An 18,568-nucleotide genomic window follows, 5' to 3' on the forward strand; every position below is an offset into this window, starting at 1 on the left:
ACGAGCTCGTCGAGCTCGTCGAGCTCGTGTCGCTTCGCCGCGCCGATGACGATCGCGGCGCACGCCTCGGCGTCGCCCGCTGCGTCGTGGTGGCGGAAGTCGTCGAAGCCGGCGGCGAGCGCCGCGACCGGCAGCCGGTACGACTCGAGCGTGAACGTCTTGCGAGCGATGCGCAGCGAGTCGGTCCACCGCATGTCGGGCACCGGCAGCCGGGCGGCCTTCGCGGCCGCGCGCATCACGCCGCGGTCGAACCCCGCGTTGTGCGCGACGTAGACGTCGTCACCGCCGAAGTCGAGGATCTGCCGCTGCGTCTCGACCCAGTCGGGCGCATCCAGCACCTGGTGCGCCCGGATCCCGTGGATGCGCGTGTTCCACTCCCAGAACTCGTCGTACGGCGCGGTGGGACGGATGAGCGTCGAGAACCGATCGACGACGAGGCCGTCGCGCACCTTCACGAGCCCCACGGCGCACGCGGATGCGGCGTTGCCGTTGGCCGTCTCGAAGTCGATCGCGGTGAAGTCGAGGGCCATGCGTCCAGTCTCCCAGGGTGCGCTGACACGCTTCGCCCGCCGGGCCGCGTGCGGCCGTCTGCCAGCATGGAGGGGTGAGCAACCCGACCCTCGACGCCTTGCACGCAGTGCCCGCCACCGATCACGCCGGCGCGTGGGCGATCGTGCGCGACGCGCAGCTCGTCGTCCCGGCGGTCGTCGAGGACCCGCGCGATCCCGGCTCCGGACGGTTCCTGGTGCTCCCGCACAAGGGCATGCAGCTCGTCGTCGCGTTCACGGCGACGCAGCGCATCGGCGGCTTCGCGACGCGCACCCGGCGCCACCTGAAGCTCACCGGCGCCGAGCTCGCCGCCGCCATCCCCGACGGTCACGCGATCGTGCTCGATCCGGGCCACGACGACGGGCGCGTCTTCCTGCCCGACGTGCTCGCCGCCGACGCGGCCTAGGAGCAAGCGCCGACGCGCTCCGTGCGCGCCACCGCGCTCGAGACGCCCTCGAGCGCCGTCACGGCGCTGACGACGCTCGTGTCGATGACGACCTCCGTCGCGGGGGAGCGGCCGTAGCTCACGAAGGTCCAGACGTCCTCCTCGGTGGCGACCTCGAGCCAGTCGACCTCGCCGACGGTGATGCAGCGGTCGGTCGACGGAGCGGGCTCCGGCATGCCGCAGCGAAGCGTCACCGCGCTCGGGGTGCCGAAGGCGGCCGTGCCCTGCCCGGTGGTGTCGCGCCGCTCGAGCGGCTCGGGCAGGCTCTGGTCGCCGATCGACTGCCCCAGCGAGACGATCACGCTCGCGCAACCCGGGTCGGGCGCCTCCTCGGCGGGCGGCAGCGTCACGGCGCTCGCGCATCCGGTGAGCGCGAGGACGACCGCCACGGCCGCGGCGAGGGGGAGGGAGCGCACCCTTCGAGCCTAGCCCGGCGCTCGGCGGCGGCAGGCGGCTACCGTTGCCGCATGGACGACGCCACGCTGCACGAGGTCGGCGAGCTCGAGGCGCTGCGGCGCTTCCTGCCCCTGCTGCCCGCCGGCGACGCGACCGAGCTCGGCCCCGGCGACGACGCGGCGGTCGTCGCGGCGCCCGACGGACGCTTCGTCGTGACGACCGACACGATGCTCGAGGGCGCCGACTTCCGGCTCGGCTGGTCGCGCTGGCACGACCTCGGCTGGAAGGCGGTCGCCACCAACCTCATCGACGTCGCGGCGATGGGCGCGCGCCCCACGTCGCTCGTGGTCGCGCTCGCCGTGCCTCCGTCGACGCGCGTGTCGGCCCTCGAGGAGCTCGCTCGCGGCCTCGCCGACGCCGTCGCGATGATGGCGCCCGGCGTCGGCGTCGTCGGCGGCGACCTCGGCACGGCTCGGCATGCGGTCGTCGCCGTCACCGCGTTCGGCGACCTCGAGGGGCGCGCCGCCGTGCTGCGCTCCGGCGCCACGGTGGGGGATGCCGTGTGGCTCGTCGGCGCGCTCGGCCTGGCCGCGACGGGGCTGCGGCACCTGTTCGTCGAAGCGGTCGACGAGGCGGCGGAGCCCGTCCGCGAGGCGGCGGAGCGGCTCCGTGCCGGCGTCCACGGCGCGTCGATCGGCGCGCAGCTCGCGCCCGTGACGCCGATCGCCGCGGGCACGATGCTGGCGGATCTCGGCGCCACCGCGATGCTCGACGTCTCCGACGGCCTCGCGCTCGACGCCGCCAGGGTGGCCCGCGCATCCGGCGTGCGCATCGCCCTCCAGTCGGCCGCCGTGACCGCGGCCTCGCCGGGTGCGGCGCTCGCGGCAGCGCTGCACGGCGGCGAGGACCACGCGCTGCTCGTCACGCTGCCCGCGCACGTCGAGCCGCCGGCCCAGCTGGCAGGGCACCCGGTGCGGCGCATCGGGGTCGTCGAGGCGACCATGGAAGGCGAGCCCGGCACGGTCACCCTCGATGGCGAGCCGCTCGAGGCTCGCGGGTGGGACCCGTACCGCGCCGGCTGACTACTGCAGCTCGACCGTCATGAACGTGCTGTTCGGGTCGGGCCGATAGCCGCCGAACGGCGGGCACTCGACGAAGCCGTGCTTCGCGTAGAGCGCTCGGGCGGGCGCGAAGAACGGCTGGCTGCCCGTCTCGAGCGAGACGCGCGCGGCGCCGCCCTCGCGAGCGTCGTCGAGCGCGTGCCGCAGCAGCGCCGACGCGACGCCGCCGCCGCGGCGCGCGGGGTCGGTGCGCATGCTCTTCAGCTCCTCGTGACCCGGCTCGACCGGGGCGAGCGCCGCGGTGCCGACGAGCGACCCGTCGGCGGCCGACGCCGTCCACAGCCGCACGCCCGGTCGCCGCAGGCCGTCGAGGTCGAGGGCGTGCTGGCTGCAGGCGGGCGCGGTCGGCGCGAGGTCGTCGAGGTGCGCCTGCAGGAACGCTGCCAGCGCCGGGTCGGCGAAGTCGGCGCGGCCGATGGTGATCGCCGTCACTGCTCCGTGTCCGCGTGACCGTGATCGGCGTGGCCACCGTGCCCGACATCCGCGGCCGAGCCGCTCGTCGTGAGGTAGTGCACCCTCGTGTCGCCGTAGTCCCGGCTGCGCTCGAGCTCCAGGTCGCCCGGCAGGCTCAGGGGGTTGGCGCGCTTCGACTGCTCGACGACGACCATGGCCGGATGCGTGAGGAGCGGCGCGAGCTCGACGAGGACGCCCGAGATCTCGTGCGGCGGCAGCCGATACGGCGGATCGACGAAGACGAGGTCGAACTGCTTGCCGGTGCGCTGCAGGAACTGGTGCACCGCGACCTGCTCGACGAGCGCGCGCGCCGCACCGGTCTTCGCGACGATCTCGGCGTTGCGCTGCGCCACGTTCGCCGCGCCGCGTTCGCGCTCGACGAGCACGACGGACTCGGCGCCGCGACTCGCGGCCTCGAGGCCGAGCGCGCCCGAGCCGGCGAAGAGGTCGAGCACCCGCGCGCCGTCGCAGAGACCCCGAGCATCCAGCGCGTTGAAGATCGCCTCCCGCACGCGCTCAGAGGTGGGTCGCGTCCCTGGTCCCGGGACGTGCAGTCTCGCCCCGCCCGCGAGGCCCCCGACGATGCGCGTCATGCGCCAATCCTTGCATCCGCGAGGCGATCGCGGGAGCGGTTCGCGCGGCCAGCGCTGCACCGCGAGAGCCCGGGATGGCGCCCGCACCGGCACGAGCGCCCTAGCCTGGGCAGGTGGCGACGAAGGATGCGGGCGGGGCGCTGCCCGAGGGCTTCCAGCGGCCGCTCGAGCGCGTGCTCGGCAAGGCGCCCGCGGCGAAGCTCGAGCGCGCCTTCGGCATGCAGACGCTCGGCGACCTGGTGTGGCACCTGCCGCGCCGCTACGCGAAGCGCGGCGAGCTCACCGACCTGGCGAGCCTCGCGCCCGGCGAGCACGTCACGGTCGTGGCGAAGGTGCGCTCGGTCGAGAAGCGCGACCTCCAGCGCGACCAGAAGGGCCGCCCGCGCACGCTCACGAGCATCACGATCACCGACGGCACGAGCTCGCTCGACCTCGCGTTCTTCAACCAGACCTGGCGATCCGGCGAGCTCCACCAGGGCGTCACCGCGCTGTTCTCCGGCACGGTCGGCGTCTACAAGGGCAAGCGGCAGCTCGCGCACCCCGACTACGAGCTCTTCGACGAGTCGGAGGGCATCGACGCCGAGGAGTGGGCGCAGCAGCCCGTGCCCATCTACCCTGCGACGGCGACGCTCGCGACGACCAAGATCCAGGCGCTCGTGGCGCAGGGGCTCGACGCGCTCGGCGACGTCCCCGATCCGGTGCCCGACGCCGTGCGGCGCGAGCACAGGCTCATGCCGATCGCCGAGGCGCTCCGACTGGCCCATCAGCCGAAGGTCGAGCAGGACGCCTACCGCGCCCGCCACACGCTCGCGTGGCATGAGGCGTTCCTGCTGCAGACCTACCTGCTCGCGACGCGCGACTGGTTCGACACCCTGCCGACCGCGCCGAGGCATCCGGGGTCCCTGCTCGAGCGCTTCGACGCGAGCCTGCCGTGGCAGCTCACCGACGATCAGCGCGCCACCGGCGACGAGATCCTCGCCGACCTCGCGAGCGGCACCGCCATGCATCGGCTCGTGCAGGGCGAGGTCGGCTCCGGCAAGACGGTGGTCGCGACGCGCGCGATGCTGACGGTGGCGGAGTCGGGCGGCCAGTCCGCGCTGCTCGCGCCCACGGAGGTGCTCGCGGTGCAGCACTTCCGCTCCATCACGCGCTCGCTCGGCCCGGACCTCGCGGCCGAGCTGCAGCCGACGCTGCTGACCGGCCAGATGCCGGCCGCCGAGCGCAAGCGCGCGCTGCTGCGGATCGCGGCCGGCTCCGCGCGCATCGTCGTGGGCACGCACGCGCTGCTGAGCGAGCGCACGAGCTTCGCCGAGCTCGCGCTCGTCGTGATCGACGAGCAGCACCGCTTCGGCGTCGCGCAGCGCGAGTCGCTGCGCGCGAAGGGCGTGCACCCGCACACGCTCGTGCTCACCGCCACGCCCATCCCGCGCACGATCGCCATGACCGCGTTCGGCGACCTGGACGTCTCGACGATCCGGTCGCTGCCCGCCGGCCGCAGCCCCATCCAGACGTTCGTCGTCGACCCCGTCGAGCGCCCGGGCCACTTCCAGCGCATCTGGGAGCGCATGCGCGAGGAGCTGGATGCCGGCCGTCAGGCGTTCGTCGTCTGCCCGGCGATCCAGCCGGGCAAGCTCGAGGGCATCGAGGTCGACGAGACGGATGCGGACGCGGATGCCGACGCCCGCCCGCGGCCGCCCGTCGACGACGTGCAGACGACCCTGCAGCAGCTGCGGCAGCACCCAGCGCTCGTCGGCCGCGAGATCGCCCCCCTCACCGGCGCGGACACGACCGAGCAGAAGGACGCCGTCATGCGCGCGTTCCGGGCCGGCGACATCGGGGTGCTCGTCGCCACGACCGTCATCGAGGTCGGCGTCGACGTGCCGAACGCGACCATGATGGTCGTGCTCTCGGCCGACCGCTTCGGCGTCTCGCAGCTGCACCAGCTGCGGGGTCGCGTCGGCCGCGGCGAGCACGCGGGACTCTGCATGCTGGTGAGCGGTGCCGATCCGCTGTCGCCCGCCCGCGAGCGGCTCGACGCCGTCGCGGCCACGCTCGATGGCTTCGAGCTCGCGGAGGTCGACCTCGAGCAGCGGGGCGAGGGCGACGTGCTGGGCGCCGCCCAGTCCGGCGGGCGCAGCGGGCTGCGCGTGCTGCGGGTCGCGCGCGATGTGGGCATCATCGAGGCTGCTCGCGATGCAGCGCGCGCGGTGCTCGCGGTCGACCCGACGCTCGTCGAGCATCCGGCACTGCGGCTCGCGGTGCACGCGCGGCTCGACCCCGACGCGCGCGCGGCCCTCATCACGGCGTAGGCGCTGCCCCCCCCCGATCGGGACCTGTCGCGTTCTCGCACCGATCTGCGGGTGCGGCCGGGCGTGACCCGCCGATCGGTACCGGCAACCCGGCGACCGGCAGATCTGCCGCACCGATCTGCGGGTCGCGCCACCGGCCATCCGCCGATCGGTACCGGAGCCTCGCCGACGGCCGAGGGGACCCTTCCGCGCTGAGGCTCGCCCATAGGCCCGGCCGCTACGCTGGCGGCATGCCCCGCATCGCTGTCGTGCCCGGTTCCTTCGATCCCGTGACCCTGGGTCACCTCGACGTCATCGCTCGGGCGGCGCGCATCTTCGACGAGGTCCACGTCGTGGTGACGCACAACCCCGACAAGCGGGCGTTCCTGCCGGTGCCGGAGCGCGAGGCGCTCATCGAGCGGTCGATCGAGGAGGCCCGCATCCCGGGCGAGGTCCGCATCGCGAACTGGTCGATGGGCCTGCTCGTCGACTACTGCCAGCAGGTGGGGGCCGAGGTGCTCGTCAAGGGCATCCGCTCGTCGACCGACCTCTCGTACGAGACGCCGATGTCGATCGTCAACCGCAACCTCGCGGGCGTCGAGACGATCTTCATGCTCCCCAACCCCGAGAACGCGCACGTCTCGTCGAGCCTCGTGCGCCAGGTGAGCGAGCTCGGCGGCGACATCAGCCCCTACGTGCCGCGCGCGGTCGCCACCTTCCTGCAATCGCGATGAGCGACGCGGAGCGCGGCGTCGATCTCGAGCCGAGCGCCGGCCTCGAGCGCAGCGCCGACCTCGAGATCCGGGCTGTGCGGGGGATCGGCGAGATCCGGCCCGGCGACGACCTGCCCGCGATCGTGGCCGACGCGATCGCGCCGCTCCAGCCCGCCGACGGCGACATCATCGTCGTCACGAGCAAGGTCGTCTCGAAGGCCGAGGGACGCATCCGCCCCGCCGCCGAGCGCGAGCAGGCCATCACCGAGGAGTCGGTGCGGCTTGTCGCCTCGCGCGCGCACCCGGGCGGCATCACCCGCATCGTCGAGCACCGCTCGGGCCTCGTGCTCGCGGCAGCGGGCGTCGACGCGTCGAACACCGACGACGGCACGATCCTGCTGCTGCCGCTCGATTCGGATGCGTCGGCCCGCGCGATCGCCGAACGGCTGCGGTCGCGCTTCGGTGCCGCCATCGGCGTCATCGTGAGCGACACGCTCGGCCGCGCGTGGCGCGTCGGACAGACCGACGTCGCGATCGGCGCGGCGGGCGTGCGTGTGCTCGACCCCGTGAGCGTCGACGCGAACGGCCGGCCGCTGCTCGTCACCGCCCCCGCGATCGCCGACGAGATCGCGGCCGCCGCCGAGCTCGTCGCCGGCAAGGCCGACGGCGTGCCGGTCGTGCTCGTGCGCGGCCTGCGGCGCCACGTGACCGGGCTCGACGAGCCGGGCGCCGCCCGCCTGGTGCGGCCCGCCGGCGACGACATGTTCCGCCTCGGCAGCGACGAGGCCTACCGCGCCGGTCGCGAGGCGGGCAGGATCGATGCACTGGCAGAAGCGGGAGCAGCGCATGCAGGCTGACGATCCGGCCGGCGAGACGGCCCTCGCGAGCGCTCCCGAGCGGTCCGGCTCTGCCGCGACGGCGACCCACAGCGCCGGGACGCCCGGTGCGCGCATCGAGCGGGCCGTCGCATCCGTCATCTCGGGCAAGACCGAGGAGATCCGCACCGTGCTCACGGTGCTGCTCGCCGAGGGTCACGTGCTGCTCGAGGATGTGCCGGGCGTCGGCAAGACGCAGCTCGCCCGCGCCTTCGCGGCTGCGATCGGCGGCACGGTGCGGCGCATCCAGTGCACGCCCGACCTGCTGCCGAGCGACATCACCGGCATGTCGGTGCTCGACCAGACGAGCGGCGAGCTGCGCTTCCAGCCGGGCCCGGTGTTCGCGAACATCGTGATCGCCGACGAGATCAACCGCGCGAGCCCGAAGACGCAGGCTGCTCTGCTCGAGTGCATGGCGGAGGGGCAGGTGACGGTCGACGGCGTCACGCACGTGCTGCCCACGCCGTTCCTCGTCGTCGCGACGCAGAACCCGATCGACATGGAGGGCACGTACGCGCTGCCCGAGGCGCAGCGCGACCGGTTCATGGCGCGGCTCGAGCTCGGCTACCCCGACCAGGACGCCGAGCTGGCGATGGTGCAGGCGCGCGAGGTCGCGCAGCCGCTGGACGCCGTGCGGCCGGTGACGACGCAGCGCGAGTTCCGCGAGGAGATCGGCGTGGCCCGCGCCGTGCGTGCGCACGAGCTCGTCGAGCGCTATGCGGTGCGGCTCGCCCGAGCGACGCGCGACCACCCGGAGGTGCGGCTGGGCGCGAGCCCGCGCGCGACGCTGCAGCTCGTGCGCGCGGCGAAGGCCCGCGCGCACCTGCACGGCCGCGACTGGCTCTCGCCCGACGACGTGAAGGAGCTCGCGGTGCACGTGCTCCCGCACCACCTCGTGATGCACGACCCGCACGCGCGCCACGACGACGCCCGGCGGGTGGTGGCGCACGCGCTGGCGACCACGATCGCCCCCGTCATGCGCTGATGGCCCGCGATCGAGCCCGCGTCCGACCGACGACGCGCGGGGTCGTGCTCGCGCTCGCGGGCGTCGCGCTCGCCGTCGCGGCCTACTGGGAGCGGCAGGTCGTGCTGCTCGTGCCGGCCGCGCTGTGCCTCGGCGTCGTGCTGCTCGGGGCGTGGTGGGTGATCGGCACCGCCTCCCGCGTGCGGGTGCTCGCGCCCGGCGTGCTCGAGGAGGGCGAGGATGCGGTGCTGCGCATCGTCGCGGACCCCCGGCAGGCGGGCGACACGTGGGCGACGTGGGCGCCGGGGCCCGAGCGCTACCTGCACCTCGAGGGTGAGCTGGGGGAGGACGGCGCCGCGGAGGTGGCGCTCGGCCACCACCCGCGGGGCCGCTGGCGGCTCGCGCCCGTGGAGGTCACGTCGCTCGACCCCTTCCGCGTCATGCGCTCGGTGCGCCGCGTCGACCCGCGCGCGAGCCTCGTCGTCGGGCCCGCGCTGCTGCCGGTGCCGTCGGCGTCGCTGCGCTCCACCCGGGAGACCGGCAGGCAGTCGCAGTCGCGCAACTCGGACGAGATCGACGCGATGGTGCGGGAGTGGCGGCCCGGCGACCCGCAGCGCCGCGTGCACTGGCGGCAGTCGGCGAAGCGCGGCCAGCTGATGGTGCGGCAGGAGGCGAATCCCGCGACCGACGACCTGCTGGTGCTCGTCGACACGGCGGGGGCGGCCGGCCTCGGCCGCGACGCCGAGGACCGGCTCGCGCGCGCGGCAGGCTCGATCGTTCGGGCGCTCGCGGGTCGCGACCGGGTGGTGCAGGTGCGGGAGACCGGCGAGCCCAGCATCACCGCTGCCGACTGGCGCGACCGCGCCGGGGCGCTCGCGGGCTTCGCATCGCTCGCGGCCGTCGCCCCCGAGGAGCCCGCGGCGCGCGAGGCGAGCGCGGCGCACGTGGTGGCGCTCGAGGAGGCGGCGCCCGAGCGGTGGACGCTGCCGTCCGGCTCGACCCTCTGGCTCGTCGCCGCGGCGGATGCGCCCGCGTGGCGCGCCGCCGCCGGCTCGCGCGTGCGCATGCAGCGCTGGATCGACGGCTTCGGGCCGGCGAGGGACTTGCGATGAGCACCCGGACCCGCGATGAGCGCTGGAACTGCGATGGACCGGCACCCGCGATGAACGCGGATCTGCGATGAGCGCCGCCGTGCAGGAGCGGGCGGCGACCGCCGACGCGGCCGCGGCGGAGGCCGGACGGTCCGGACGCATCCGGGACCGCATCCCGGCGGGCTTCGTGGAGTCGATCGCGATCGGCGTGCTGCCGGTCGCGTGGCTGTGGTCGACGCAGTCGGTGCTCGGCACCGAGTGGCTGTGGCCGGTGCTGCTCGCCGTCGTGTCGATGGCGCTCTCCGCCGCGCTCGCGCGCGCGCTGTGGTCGACGTTCGCCGGCTCAGCCGCGGCGGCCATCGTCGGCGTCGGCTGGATCGTCGCGCTCACCGCGCCCGACGACGCGCTCCTCGGGGTCGTGCCCACCGCCGGCTCGGTCGTCGAGTCGCTGCGGGTGCTCGGCGAGGGCGTGCAGAACCTCGCGTGGGCCGCCGTCACACCCATCCCGCTCGAGCCGCAGGTGCTCGCGACGATCGTCGCCGCGGCGGTCGTGCTCGCCGTCAACGTCGATCTCATCGGGCTCGCGCTCCGGGCTCCGGCCGTCGCCGTGCTCTTCGCGGCCGTGCCGCTGCTGCTGCCGATCGCGTTCCGCATCGACGTGCCGTGGTGGCACGCGCTGCCCGGCGTGGCGGCATCCGCGCTCGTGCTCGCCGCGCCCTCGATCGACGAGCGACTCGTGCTCGGCCGCGGATGGGCCGCCCCGGTCGCGCTCGTCGCGGTCGCGGCGCTCGTCGCGGCCGCCGTGCCGCTGCTCGCCCCCTCGCCGCGCGAGGCGGACCTCGATCTGCCCACGGTCGACGACCTGTTCCGGCCGGCCACGCCCATCCTCGACACCTCGATCGACCTCGGCGACGAGCTGCGCCGGCCCGAACCGCGCTCGGTCTTCACCTACGCGACGACCGACGATCAGCAGACGGTGACCCGGCTGATGACGCTCCCCGAGGCCGGCCCGACGGGCTTCATCGCCGTCGAGCAGCAGGCGGGCGACCCGGCCGTGCTCGTCGAGGGCGCCGACGCCGCGCCGCCGATGCAGATGACGGTGCGGATGAGCGACGTGCGCGGCGAGAGCCTGCCCACTCCCGAGCGCGCCGCGACGGTGTCGGCGCCGGAGGGCTCGAGCTGGGACGACGCGAACGACGCGCTGCGCGTCGACGCGGGCGTGGTGCAGGCGGGGCTCGAGTACGCGGCCACCGGCAGCCGCTCGCCAGCGCTCACCGAGCTGCCGGTCGACGCCGCCTCGACGGGGCACGACGCGTGGCTCGCGCTGCCCGAGGGCGCACAGGCCATCGGCGCGCAGGGAGCGGCGCTCGTGCGGGGCGACATGTCAGCGTCGGAGCGCGTGCTCGCGGTGCACGGCTTCATGACGAGCGGCGTCTGGAACTACTCCGAGCGCGTCGACCTCGCCGGCTTCGCGGGCGAGGGAGGCGACGGATGGGATGCGCTCGAGGCGTTCCTCGAGACGCGCTCGGGCTACTGCGTGCACTACGCGAGCGCGACAGCGGCGCTGCTGCGGGGCGCGGGCGTGCCGACGCGCGTCGTCGTCGGCTTCCTGCCCGGCGCACCGATCGCCGGCGGCTGGTCGGTGACGACGAACGACCTGCACGCGTGGGCGGAGGCGTGGGTCGACGGCGCCGGCTGGGTGCGGGTCGAGACGACGCCCGGCGCGGGCGGCGGGGCCGCGAGCCCCGAGGGCCCGCAGACGACGCAGAGCGCGACGCCGAGCCCCACCCCGTCGGCCGAGCCGACCCCATCCGCGACACCGACGCCCACGCCGACGGCGACCCCCGGTGCGCCCGCGCCGACCGAGTGGGCCGCGCCGGCCCCCGGCGGAGCGACGATCGACTGGGCGGCGCTGCGCGCGTGGCTCATCGGCATCGGCGCGCTCCTGCTGCTCGCGCTGCCGTGGGCGCTGCGGGTGCTGCAGCGGGTGCTGCGGCTGCGGCGCGGGCCCCCGGGGGCGTGGCTCGAGCTGCGGGCGTCCCTCGCGGATGCGGGTGTGCGGCTGCCCGCGTCGGCGACGCCGGGCGACGTGCAGGCGGCGATCGCGGCCCGAGCCCCGGCGGCCGCTGAGGCCTCCGACCGGGTGCGGCTCGCTGCCGAGCGCGCCGTCTTCGACGCCGGCCCGCGCGAGCCCGGTGCCGTCGACGGCGACGCCCGCGAGGCTCGCGGTGCCCTCGCCGCCTCGCTGCCGCTGTGGCGCCGCGTGCTCGCGACGGTGCTGCCGCCGAGCCTGCTGCGGGTCGTGCCGCCGCTGCGGGAGGACTGAGCGGGAGCCTTCGACTTCCGGTACCGAGTTGCGGGTGCCGGCCGCCCGCACCAGCAGATCGGTGCAGGTGCGCGAGTCGCCCTCGAGCTTCCGGTACCGAGCAGCGGGTGCCGGTCACGCGCAACCCGCAGATCGGTGCAGGTGCCGAGATACCGAGGCGCCCCCGAGCCGCCCCGAGGTTCCGGTACCGGTTTGCGGGTGTCGGTCGCCCGCACCCGCAGATCGGTGCAGGTGCCTGCATCGTCCCCGAGCTTCCGGTACCGAGCAGCGGGTGGCCGTCGCCGGCACCCGCAGATCCGTGCAGATGCGGCCGGGCTGGGCCGGTCGGGAGGCGCATCCGGCTCCCCGTAGGCTGTTCGGCATGCTGTGGTCGGTCGTCATCCCCGTCAAGGGATCGGTCGGCAAGTCGCGCCTCGACGCGGGCGACGCCCGCGCGGCGCTCGCGGTCGCCTTCGCGCGAGACGTCATCACCGCCGCCCGCGACGCGCGGTCGGTCGGGCGCGTCGTCGTGGTCACGTGCGATCCCGCCGTCACCGAGGGGATCGAAGGCATCGAGGTCGTCGACGATCCGAGCGGCGGTCTCCGCGCCGCGATCGCCACCGGCCTCGCGGTGCTCGAGCCCGGCCATCCGGCCGCCGTGATGCTCGGTGATCTGCCGGCGCTCACGCCAGAGGCGCTCGACGACGCCCTGCTGCTCGCCGAGCACGAGGAGCGCTGCTACGTGCCGGATGCCGTCGCGACCGGCACGACGCTGCTGGCGGCCAGGCGGGCGGATGCGCTGCGTCCGCGCTTCGGCCCCGGCTCCGCCGACCTGCACCGGCTCGCCGGTCACGCGCCGCTGCCGATCGCGCCGGATTCCGGGCTGCGCATCGACGTCGACGAGCTCGCCGACCTGCACCTCGCGATCGACCTCGGCGTCGGGGCGCACACGCGCGCGGTGCTCGACGACGCGTCGCTCGCGAACTGACGAGCGCCGGCTCCTCTACGCTCGGCGCATGAAGGCGCTGCGCTTCCTGTATCAGCCGGTCAGCGATCTCGGCGAGGCCATGCACTTCTACGCGTCGGTCCTGGGCTTCGAGGAGGCCTGGCGAGACGGCGAGGTCTCGACGGCGTACTGGGCGCCTGGCCGCAGCTGCCAGATCATGCTGTCCGTCTCCGGTAAGCCCGCGGGCCCGATGTATCTGGTCGAGAGCCTCAGCGCCTGGATCGAAGCGCACCCTGCGCTGCCGATCGCCGTCGAGCAGGACGTCGCTGGCTCGGGGAGCGTCGCCGGCTTCCACGACCCGGACGGGAACACCTTCTACATCTTCGATCAGGGACCGACTGCGCGTGCGGTCTCGACTGACCGCTGACCGCCTCGCCAGCCGGATCGGCTCGGCGCACCGCTGATCGAGTCGCGCCCTTCCGCCGGTTGAGCCGCTCCGCGCCCTCCCCCGCCGGTTGAGCCAGCGGGAAGAGGCGGAGCGGTCGGCTCGGCGTACGCTGATTGCGTCGCGCTCCGCCTCTTCCCGTTGGTTGAGCCGGTCCGGGCGCGCAGCGCCCTGACCGTGTCGAAACCGGGTGGTCTGGGGAGGTTTCGACACGCTCAGCGCCTTCGGCGCGAAGCGGCTCAACCAGCGGAGGAAGGCAGGGAGCGGCTCAACGAGCGGAGGAAGGCAGGGAGCGGCTCAACGAGCGGAGGAAGGCAGGGAGCGGCTCAACGAGCGGAGGAACGCAGGGAGCGGCTCAACCGGCGGGGGAGGAGACCCGGGCCGCGAGCGCGAGCGCATCGGCGGCGACCTGCGCCGCCGGCCCGCCCGGCGTCAGCAGCAGCGGCCGCGCCTCTGCGCGGATGCCCAGCTCGCGGAGCCGCGGGAGCCCCGCCGCATCCTCCTCCGCGGCGAGCCATCCATCGAGCAGGCCACCGCGCGACCGCGCGCCGTAGTGCGCGGCGACCGCAGCCGCATCCGCCTCGACGCCGATGGTCGCGAGGCACGTCGCCGCCATCCCCCGCACCACCCGCCCGCCGATGATGGGGGAGACGCCCACGATCGGTGCGGCAGCGGTCTCGAGCGCATCCCGCACGCCCGGGATGCCCACGATCGTGCCGATCGACACGACCGGGTTCGACGGCGCGAGCAGGATGACGTCGGCCTGCGCGATCGCCGCGCGCGCCTGGGCCGAGACGCGGGAGCGCTCGACGCCGTGCTGCACGAACCGACGCGCCGGCAGCTGCGCCCTCGTGCGCACCCACCACTCCTCGAAGTGCATCGTCCCCTCGTCGGTCACGACGTGGGTCGGCACCTCGTCGTCGGTGACCGGCAGCAGGGTCACGCCGAGCGGCCAGCGCGCCGAGAGCCGTGCGGTCGCCTCGGTCAGCGTCGCGCCGTCGCGCAGCATCGCCGCGCGGGCGAGATGGGTGCCGAGGTCGAGGTCGCCGAGCGTGAACCACGGCCAGCCGACGCCGTAGGCGGTGAGCTCGGCGGACACCCGCTCGCTCTCGCCCGCGCGGCCCCAGCCGCGCTCGGTGTCGCCGACGCCCGCGAGTGCGTAGAGCAGCGAGTCGAGGTCGGGGCACACCTTGACGCCCGCGAGCCACATGTCGTCGCCGACGTTCGCGACGATGCTGATCTGGTCGTCCGGGGCCGCCTCGCGCAGCCCGAGCGCGAAGCGGGCGCCGCCGACGCCGCCGGCCAGCACGGTGATCCTCATGCGTCCATGCTCCTCATCCGTCAAGTCTCCGGTACCGGATCGCGACGCCGTCCGCCGCCGCGTCGATCGTCGCCTCGACGCCGTAGACCGAACGGATGCGGTCGGCCGTCAGGACCGCGTCGGGGGCGCCCTCCGCGAGCACGCGTCCGCGATCGACCAGCACGACGCGGTCGGCGTGCGTCGCGGCGAGCGCGAGGTCGTGGACCGTCATCACGACGGGGCGGTCGTCGGCGAGCCGGCGGACGAGCGCGAGCAGCTCGAGCTGCCAGGCCACGTCGAGGTGGTTCGTCGGCTCGTCGAGCAGCAGGGCGCTCGAGCCGTCCTCCGGCCGCTGCGCGAGCGCGCGAGCGAGGTGCACGCGCTGCAGCTCGCCGCCCGAGAGCTCGCCCAGCTGCCGGTCGGCGAGGTCGGCGGCGCCGGCGTCCGCGAGCGCCGCATCGACGTGGCGCTCGTCGCCGAGCGAGAAGCCGAGCATGCGGTGGTGCGGGGTGCGGCCGAGCCGCACGGCCTCCCGCGCCGTGAGCTGCGGCACCGCATCCGTCGACTGCTCCACGAGCGCGATCCGCCGCGCCCGCTCGCGCGCCGGGAGGGCGTCGAGCCGCTCGCCGTCGAGCAGCACGCCGCCCGAGCGCGTCGCGCGCTCGGGCACGACACCCGCGATCGCGCGCAGCATGGTCGACTTGCCGGCACCGTTCGGGCCCACGATCGCCGTGATCTGCCCCGCAGGCGCCGTCCAGGATGCGTCGTCGACGAGCGCGCGGCCGCGCACCGCCACCGAGAGCCGCTCGACCGCGAGCCCCGTCAGCTGCCGCCCGGTCACGTGCGCACCCGCCCGGTCAGCAGCAGCGCCGCGAAGACCGGCGCGCCGATGAGCGCCGTCACGATGCCGACCGGCAGCTCGCGCGGGTCGAACGCCGCGCGCGCGACGGTGTCGGCGACGAGCAGCACGATCGCTCCGGCGAGCCCGGACGCGGGGAGCAGGAGCGCGTGCGAGGCGCCCACGATGAGCCGCACCGCGTGCGGCACGACCAGGCCGACGAAGCCGATCGCGCCAGAGACTGAGACGAGCACGCCGGTGACGAGCGCGCACGCGACGAGCAGCGCCCAGCGGGTGCGGCGCACGTCGACGCCGAGCGCCCCCGCAGCGCTGTCGCCGAGCGCGAGCGCGTCGAGCATTCGGCCGCTCGCGAGCAGCGGCAGCGCGAGCGCCGCACCGACGAGCGCGATCGTGGCGCTCGACCACGTCGACGCGGCGAGCGAGCCGAGCAGCCACGCGAGGATCTCGCGGAACGCGTCGCCGTCCGACCGCCAGAAGATGACGAGGCTCACGAGGGCGCTCGCGGCGGATGCGACCACGACGCCCGCGAGCACCGTGCGGGTGGGTGTCGCCCCGCCGGCCGCGCCCGCGAGCCCGAGCGTGGCGAGGAGCGCGAGCAGCGCCCCCGCGAACGCGGCGACCGGCAGGGCGGCCGTCAGCCCGGCGATGAGCACGAGCACGGCGCCGACGGATGCGCCCGACGAGACGCCCAACAGGTACGGGTCGGCGAGCGGGTTGCGCACGAGCGCCTGCATGACGGCGCCGACGATCGCGAGGCCCGCGCCGACGGCGCACGCGGCGAGGATGCGCGGCAGTCGCAGCTCGACGACGATCGCGTCGCCGACGGCGTCGAGCGGGGTCGAGCCGATGCCGAGCCGGGCGGCGATCGCGGCGAGCGCATCCGCCGGGGCGACGCCCGCGACGCCGATGCAGGCGGCCGCCGCCGCGAGCGCCACCAGCAGCGCCGCGAGCGCCGGCAGCGCCCAGCGCCGCCGCCCGCGCCGCCCGCTGCGCCGCCCATCGCGCCGCGACAGGTAGAGGGCGATCGGCTCCTTCGAGCGAGGCTCCAGAGCCGCTGGCCCTATACCTGCGCCGCGCCTGGGAGCGTCAGACGAGGCGGGGCGATCGGTGCGCGTCATCGCAGCCCCAGCTCGCGGGCGCCGTCGGCGACGAGCTCGACGGCGCCGACCGTCCCGACCCCGGCCTCCGCCATGGGGAACGGCACGACGACGAACCGGCCGTCGCGGACGGCGTCGAGCTGCGCCGTCGCGGGGTTCGCGCGCAGCCGCTCGACCTTCGACGCGGCGGTGTGCCAGGCGGCATCGACGAGCACGATCACGTCGGGGTCGCTCGCCGCGAGCGCCTCCCACGACATCGTCGTCCACGCCTCGCCGACATCGGCCACGTTCGTCAGACCGGCCGACTCCAGCACGAGCTGCGGCGCGCCCGAGCCGCCGCCGACGTACGGTGCATCGTCGCCCGACGAGTACCAGAGCGCCGTCGCCCCGCCCTCGAGCGGCTCGATGGCGTCGAGCGCCGCGCGCTGCTCTGTCGCGAGCGCCGCGCCGGCCTCCGGCACGCCGAGCACCGAGCCGGCGTCGGCCAGCTCGTCGAGCAGCGCGTCCCACGACAGCGGCGCGACGTCGACCGAGCGGCACGCCGCGGGGGAGACCCACGTCGTCACGCCGAGCGCGTGCAGCGCGGCGCGATCGCCGGCCGCCTCGGGCGCGAACGCCGACTCCCAGCCCGCGACCACCGCATCCGGCTCGAGCGCCAGCACGGCCTCGCGCGACGGCATCCCCTCGATCGTCGGCGGTGCCGTGCCGTCGGTCTCGAGCGGCGCGTCGAGGAACGCCGTCGACACGAGCGCGTCGCCGAGGCCGAGCGCCACCACGAGCTCGGCCGCCGTCGACTTGATGGCGAGGATGCGCTCCGCCGGTTCCGAGCGCGGCGTCACCGCGACGCCGCAGTCGTCGATCGCCGCCGCATCGGCCGCCGCCGGCGGCTGGCTCTGCGGCGCTCCTTGCGACGGACCCTGCAACGAACCCTGCGTCGCACCCGGCGACGCGCAGCCGGAGAGCACGAGCAGCAGGGCGGCGGCGGCGACCGTGAGGCGGCGGGGGAAGGGCATCGGCGGGATCTCCTGGGCAGGCTGGCGCGAACGAGGTGCTGCGGTTCGCGCGCGGAGGTGATGCCCGGCGCTCGACCATCGTAATCCCGCTCCGCACCGGCCGACGCATCCCCTGCATCCAGCGCACGACCGCAACGCTCAAGAAACACGCGCGAAATCGGTCATGGGGAGAGTCGTCCTTGACGCTGGACGCCCTGCGGCCGGAGAGTGCTCTTGACGAGGGCAACGAGGCCGTCGTCCCCAGCGAGGAAGTCGAGGAGAGCATGACGACGGTTCGTGCAGCCATCACCCAGACCACCTGGACCGGCGACAAGGCATCGATGCTCGATCGCCACGAGGCCTTCATGCGGGAGGCCGCGGAGCAGGGCGCGCAGATCATCTGCTTCCAGGAGCTCTTCTACGGCCCCTACTTCGGCATCACGCAGGACAAGAAGTACTACGAGTACGCCGAGCCCGCCGACGGCCCGATCGTGCAGCGCTTCGCGGCGCTCGCGAAGGAGCTCGGCATGGTCGCGATCCTCCCGATCTACGAGGAGGAGCAGACCGGCGTGTACTACAACTCCGCCGTCGTGGTCGACTCCGACGGCACGATCCTCGGCACCTACCGCAAGCACCACCTGCCGCACCTCGACCGCTTCTGGGAGAAGTTCTACTTCCGGCCCGGCAACCTCGGCTACCCGATGTTCGAGACCTCGGTCGGCAAGGTCGGCGTCTACATCTGCTACGACCGGCACTTCCCCGAGGGCTGGCGCGAGCTCGGCCTCGCCGGCTCCCACATGGTCTTCAACCCGAACGCGACGAAGCCGGGGCTCTCGAACCGGCTCTGGGAGATCGAGGGGCCCGCGGCGGCGGTCGCGAACGGCTACTACGTGCTGCAGCCCAACCGCGTCGGCCGCGAGGACAACGAGTACGGCGAGCTCGCGGTCGACTTCTACGGCACGAGCCAGGTGATCGACCCGCGCGGCAACTTCGTCGGCGACCGCGGCTCCGAGACGAGCGAGGAACTCATCATTCGCGACCTCGACCTGGATGCGGTGCGGCAGATGCGGGACGACTGGCAGTTCTACCGCGACCGCCGTCCCGACTCGTACACCCGGATCGCGAAGCCGTAGGGG

At 74.8% G+C, this 18,568-nt stretch carries 19 protein-coding genes; 11 read left to right on the plus strand and 8 right to left on the minus strand.

The features are described 5' to 3' along the window. A partial coding sequence (locus ACLQ21_RS12975; RefSeq protein ID WP_425664294.1) for an exonuclease domain-containing protein occupies positions 1-530 on the minus strand: 530 nt, incomplete at its 3' end. A 74-nt stretch (positions 531-604) separates the two neighbouring features. On the opposite strand from ACLQ21_RS12975, the gene ACLQ21_RS12980 reads away from it, so the two are divergent. Next, positions 605-955 (plus strand): SseB family protein, encoded by a 351-nt coding sequence (locus ACLQ21_RS12980; RefSeq protein WP_425664296.1) that lies wholly within the window; start codon positions 605-607, stop codon positions 953-955. Here ACLQ21_RS12980 and ACLQ21_RS12985 read toward each other — a convergent pair. Beyond that, on the minus strand, positions 952-1,410 hold the full coding sequence (locus ACLQ21_RS12985; RefSeq protein ID WP_425664298.1) for a DUF3515 family protein: 459 nt from the start codon (positions 1,408-1,410) through the stop codon (positions 952-954). The two genes, ACLQ21_RS12980 and ACLQ21_RS12985, sit on opposite strands and share 4 nt — an antisense overlap. 51 nt (positions 1,411-1,461) lie before the next feature. Here ACLQ21_RS12985 and thiL point away from each other — a divergent pair, with 51 nt between their 5' ends. Continuing rightward, on the plus strand, positions 1,462-2,472 hold the full coding sequence (gene thiL / locus ACLQ21_RS12990) for a thiamine-phosphate kinase (protein ID WP_425664300.1): 1,011 nt from the start codon (positions 1,462-1,464) through the stop codon (positions 2,470-2,472). Here the strand turns inward: thiL and ACLQ21_RS12995 are convergent, their stop codons facing one another. Then, positions 2,473-2,943 carry a GNAT family N-acetyltransferase gene (locus ACLQ21_RS12995; protein WP_425664301.1) on the minus strand — a complete coding sequence of 157 codons (471 nt, stop codon included), beginning with the start codon at positions 2,941-2,943 and terminating at the stop codon, positions 2,473-2,475. Continuing rightward, positions 2,940-3,557, minus strand: a complete 618-nt coding sequence (rsmD, locus tag ACLQ21_RS13000) for a 16S rRNA (guanine(966)-N(2))-methyltransferase RsmD (RefSeq protein ID WP_425664302.1) — start codon at positions 3,555-3,557, stop codon at positions 2,940-2,942. The genes ACLQ21_RS12995 and rsmD overlap by 4 nt, the downstream gene beginning before the upstream one ends. Before the next feature lie 113 nt (positions 3,558-3,670). On the opposite strand from rsmD, the gene ACLQ21_RS13005 reads away from it, so the two are divergent. The 8 genes from ACLQ21_RS13005 to ACLQ21_RS13040 all read left to right on the plus strand — a co-directional run bounded on the left by ACLQ21_RS13005 (position 3,671) and on the right by ACLQ21_RS13040 (position 13,166). Next, complete coding sequence (locus tag ACLQ21_RS13005; RefSeq protein WP_425664304.1) at positions 3,671-5,866, plus strand: ATP-dependent DNA helicase RecG; 2,196 nt, start codon at positions 3,671-3,673, stop codon at positions 5,864-5,866. Between the two features lie 230 nt (positions 5,867-6,096). Continuing rightward, positions 6,097-6,579, plus strand: coding sequence for a pantetheine-phosphate adenylyltransferase (gene coaD / locus ACLQ21_RS13010; protein WP_425664306.1), 483 nt, complete (start codon positions 6,097-6,099; stop codon positions 6,577-6,579). Beyond that, positions 6,576-7,415 (plus strand): coenzyme F420-0:L-glutamate ligase, encoded by an 840-nt coding sequence (gene cofE, locus ACLQ21_RS13015; protein WP_425664307.1) that lies wholly within the window; start codon positions 6,576-6,578, stop codon positions 7,413-7,415. The genes coaD and cofE overlap by 4 nt, the downstream gene beginning before the upstream one ends. Continuing rightward, a complete protein-coding gene (locus ACLQ21_RS13020; protein ID WP_425664309.1) occupies positions 7,378-8,418 on the plus strand; it encodes an AAA family ATPase in 1,041 nt (346 codons plus the stop codon). The genes cofE and ACLQ21_RS13020 overlap by 38 nt, the downstream gene beginning before the upstream one ends. After that, positions 8,418-9,509: a DUF58 domain-containing protein gene (locus ACLQ21_RS13025; RefSeq protein WP_425664311.1), complete on the plus strand. Its 1,092-nt coding sequence runs from the start codon at positions 8,418-8,420 to the stop codon at positions 9,507-9,509. Before ACLQ21_RS13020 ends, ACLQ21_RS13025 begins: the two co-directional genes overlap by 1 nt. Positions 9,510-9,576: 67 nt before the next feature. Continuing rightward, positions 9,577-11,814 (plus strand): transglutaminase-like domain-containing protein, encoded by a 2,238-nt coding sequence (locus ACLQ21_RS13030; RefSeq protein ID WP_425664312.1) that lies wholly within the window; start codon positions 9,577-9,579, stop codon positions 11,812-11,814. A 361-nt stretch (positions 11,815-12,175) separates the two neighbouring features. After that, complete coding sequence (cofC, locus tag ACLQ21_RS13035; RefSeq protein WP_425664314.1) at positions 12,176-12,781, plus strand: 2-phospho-L-lactate guanylyltransferase; 606 nt, start codon at positions 12,176-12,178, stop codon at positions 12,779-12,781. 28 nt (positions 12,782-12,809) lie between these two features. Beyond that, positions 12,810-13,166 carry a VOC family protein gene (locus ACLQ21_RS13040; RefSeq protein WP_425664315.1) on the plus strand — a complete coding sequence of 119 codons (357 nt, stop codon included), beginning with the start codon at positions 12,810-12,812 and terminating at the stop codon, positions 13,164-13,166. Between the two features lie 373 nt (positions 13,167-13,539). On the opposite strand, the gene cofD is transcribed toward ACLQ21_RS13040, so the two are convergent. From cofD to ACLQ21_RS13060, 4 genes are read right to left on the minus strand one after another with little or no spacing between them, the layout of a single operon-like run. Next, on the minus strand, positions 13,540-14,505 hold the full coding sequence (gene cofD / locus ACLQ21_RS13045; RefSeq protein WP_425664317.1) for a 2-phospho-L-lactate transferase: 966 nt from the start codon (positions 14,503-14,505) through the stop codon (positions 13,540-13,542). A 13-nt stretch (positions 14,506-14,518) separates the two neighbouring features. Further along, entirely contained in the window at positions 14,519-15,325 is an 807-nt protein-coding gene (locus ACLQ21_RS13050; RefSeq protein ID WP_425664318.1) for an ABC transporter ATP-binding protein, read from the minus strand. Then, complete coding sequence (locus ACLQ21_RS13055; protein ID WP_425664320.1) at positions 15,322-16,461, minus strand: iron chelate uptake ABC transporter family permease subunit; 1,140 nt, start codon at positions 16,459-16,461, stop codon at positions 15,322-15,324. The genes ACLQ21_RS13050 and ACLQ21_RS13055 overlap by 4 nt, the downstream gene beginning before the upstream one ends. After that, positions 16,458-17,453 carry an ABC transporter substrate-binding protein gene (locus tag ACLQ21_RS13060; protein ID WP_425664322.1) on the minus strand — a complete coding sequence of 332 codons (996 nt, stop codon included), beginning with the start codon at positions 17,451-17,453 and terminating at the stop codon, positions 16,458-16,460. The genes ACLQ21_RS13055 and ACLQ21_RS13060 overlap by 4 nt, the downstream gene beginning before the upstream one ends. A gap of 263 nt (positions 17,454-17,716) precedes the next feature. Between ACLQ21_RS13060 and ACLQ21_RS13065 the strand changes: the two genes are divergently transcribed. Continuing rightward, positions 17,717-18,565 (plus strand): nitrilase-related carbon-nitrogen hydrolase, encoded by an 849-nt coding sequence (locus ACLQ21_RS13065; RefSeq protein WP_425664324.1) that lies wholly within the window; start codon positions 17,717-17,719, stop codon positions 18,563-18,565. Positions 18,566-18,568 lie beyond the last annotated feature (3 nt).

The sequence above is a fragment of the Agrococcus sp. DT81.2 genome (assembly GCF_049844935.1).
Classification (GTDB): Bacteria; Actinomycetota; Actinomycetes; order Actinomycetales; family Microbacteriaceae; genus Agrococcus.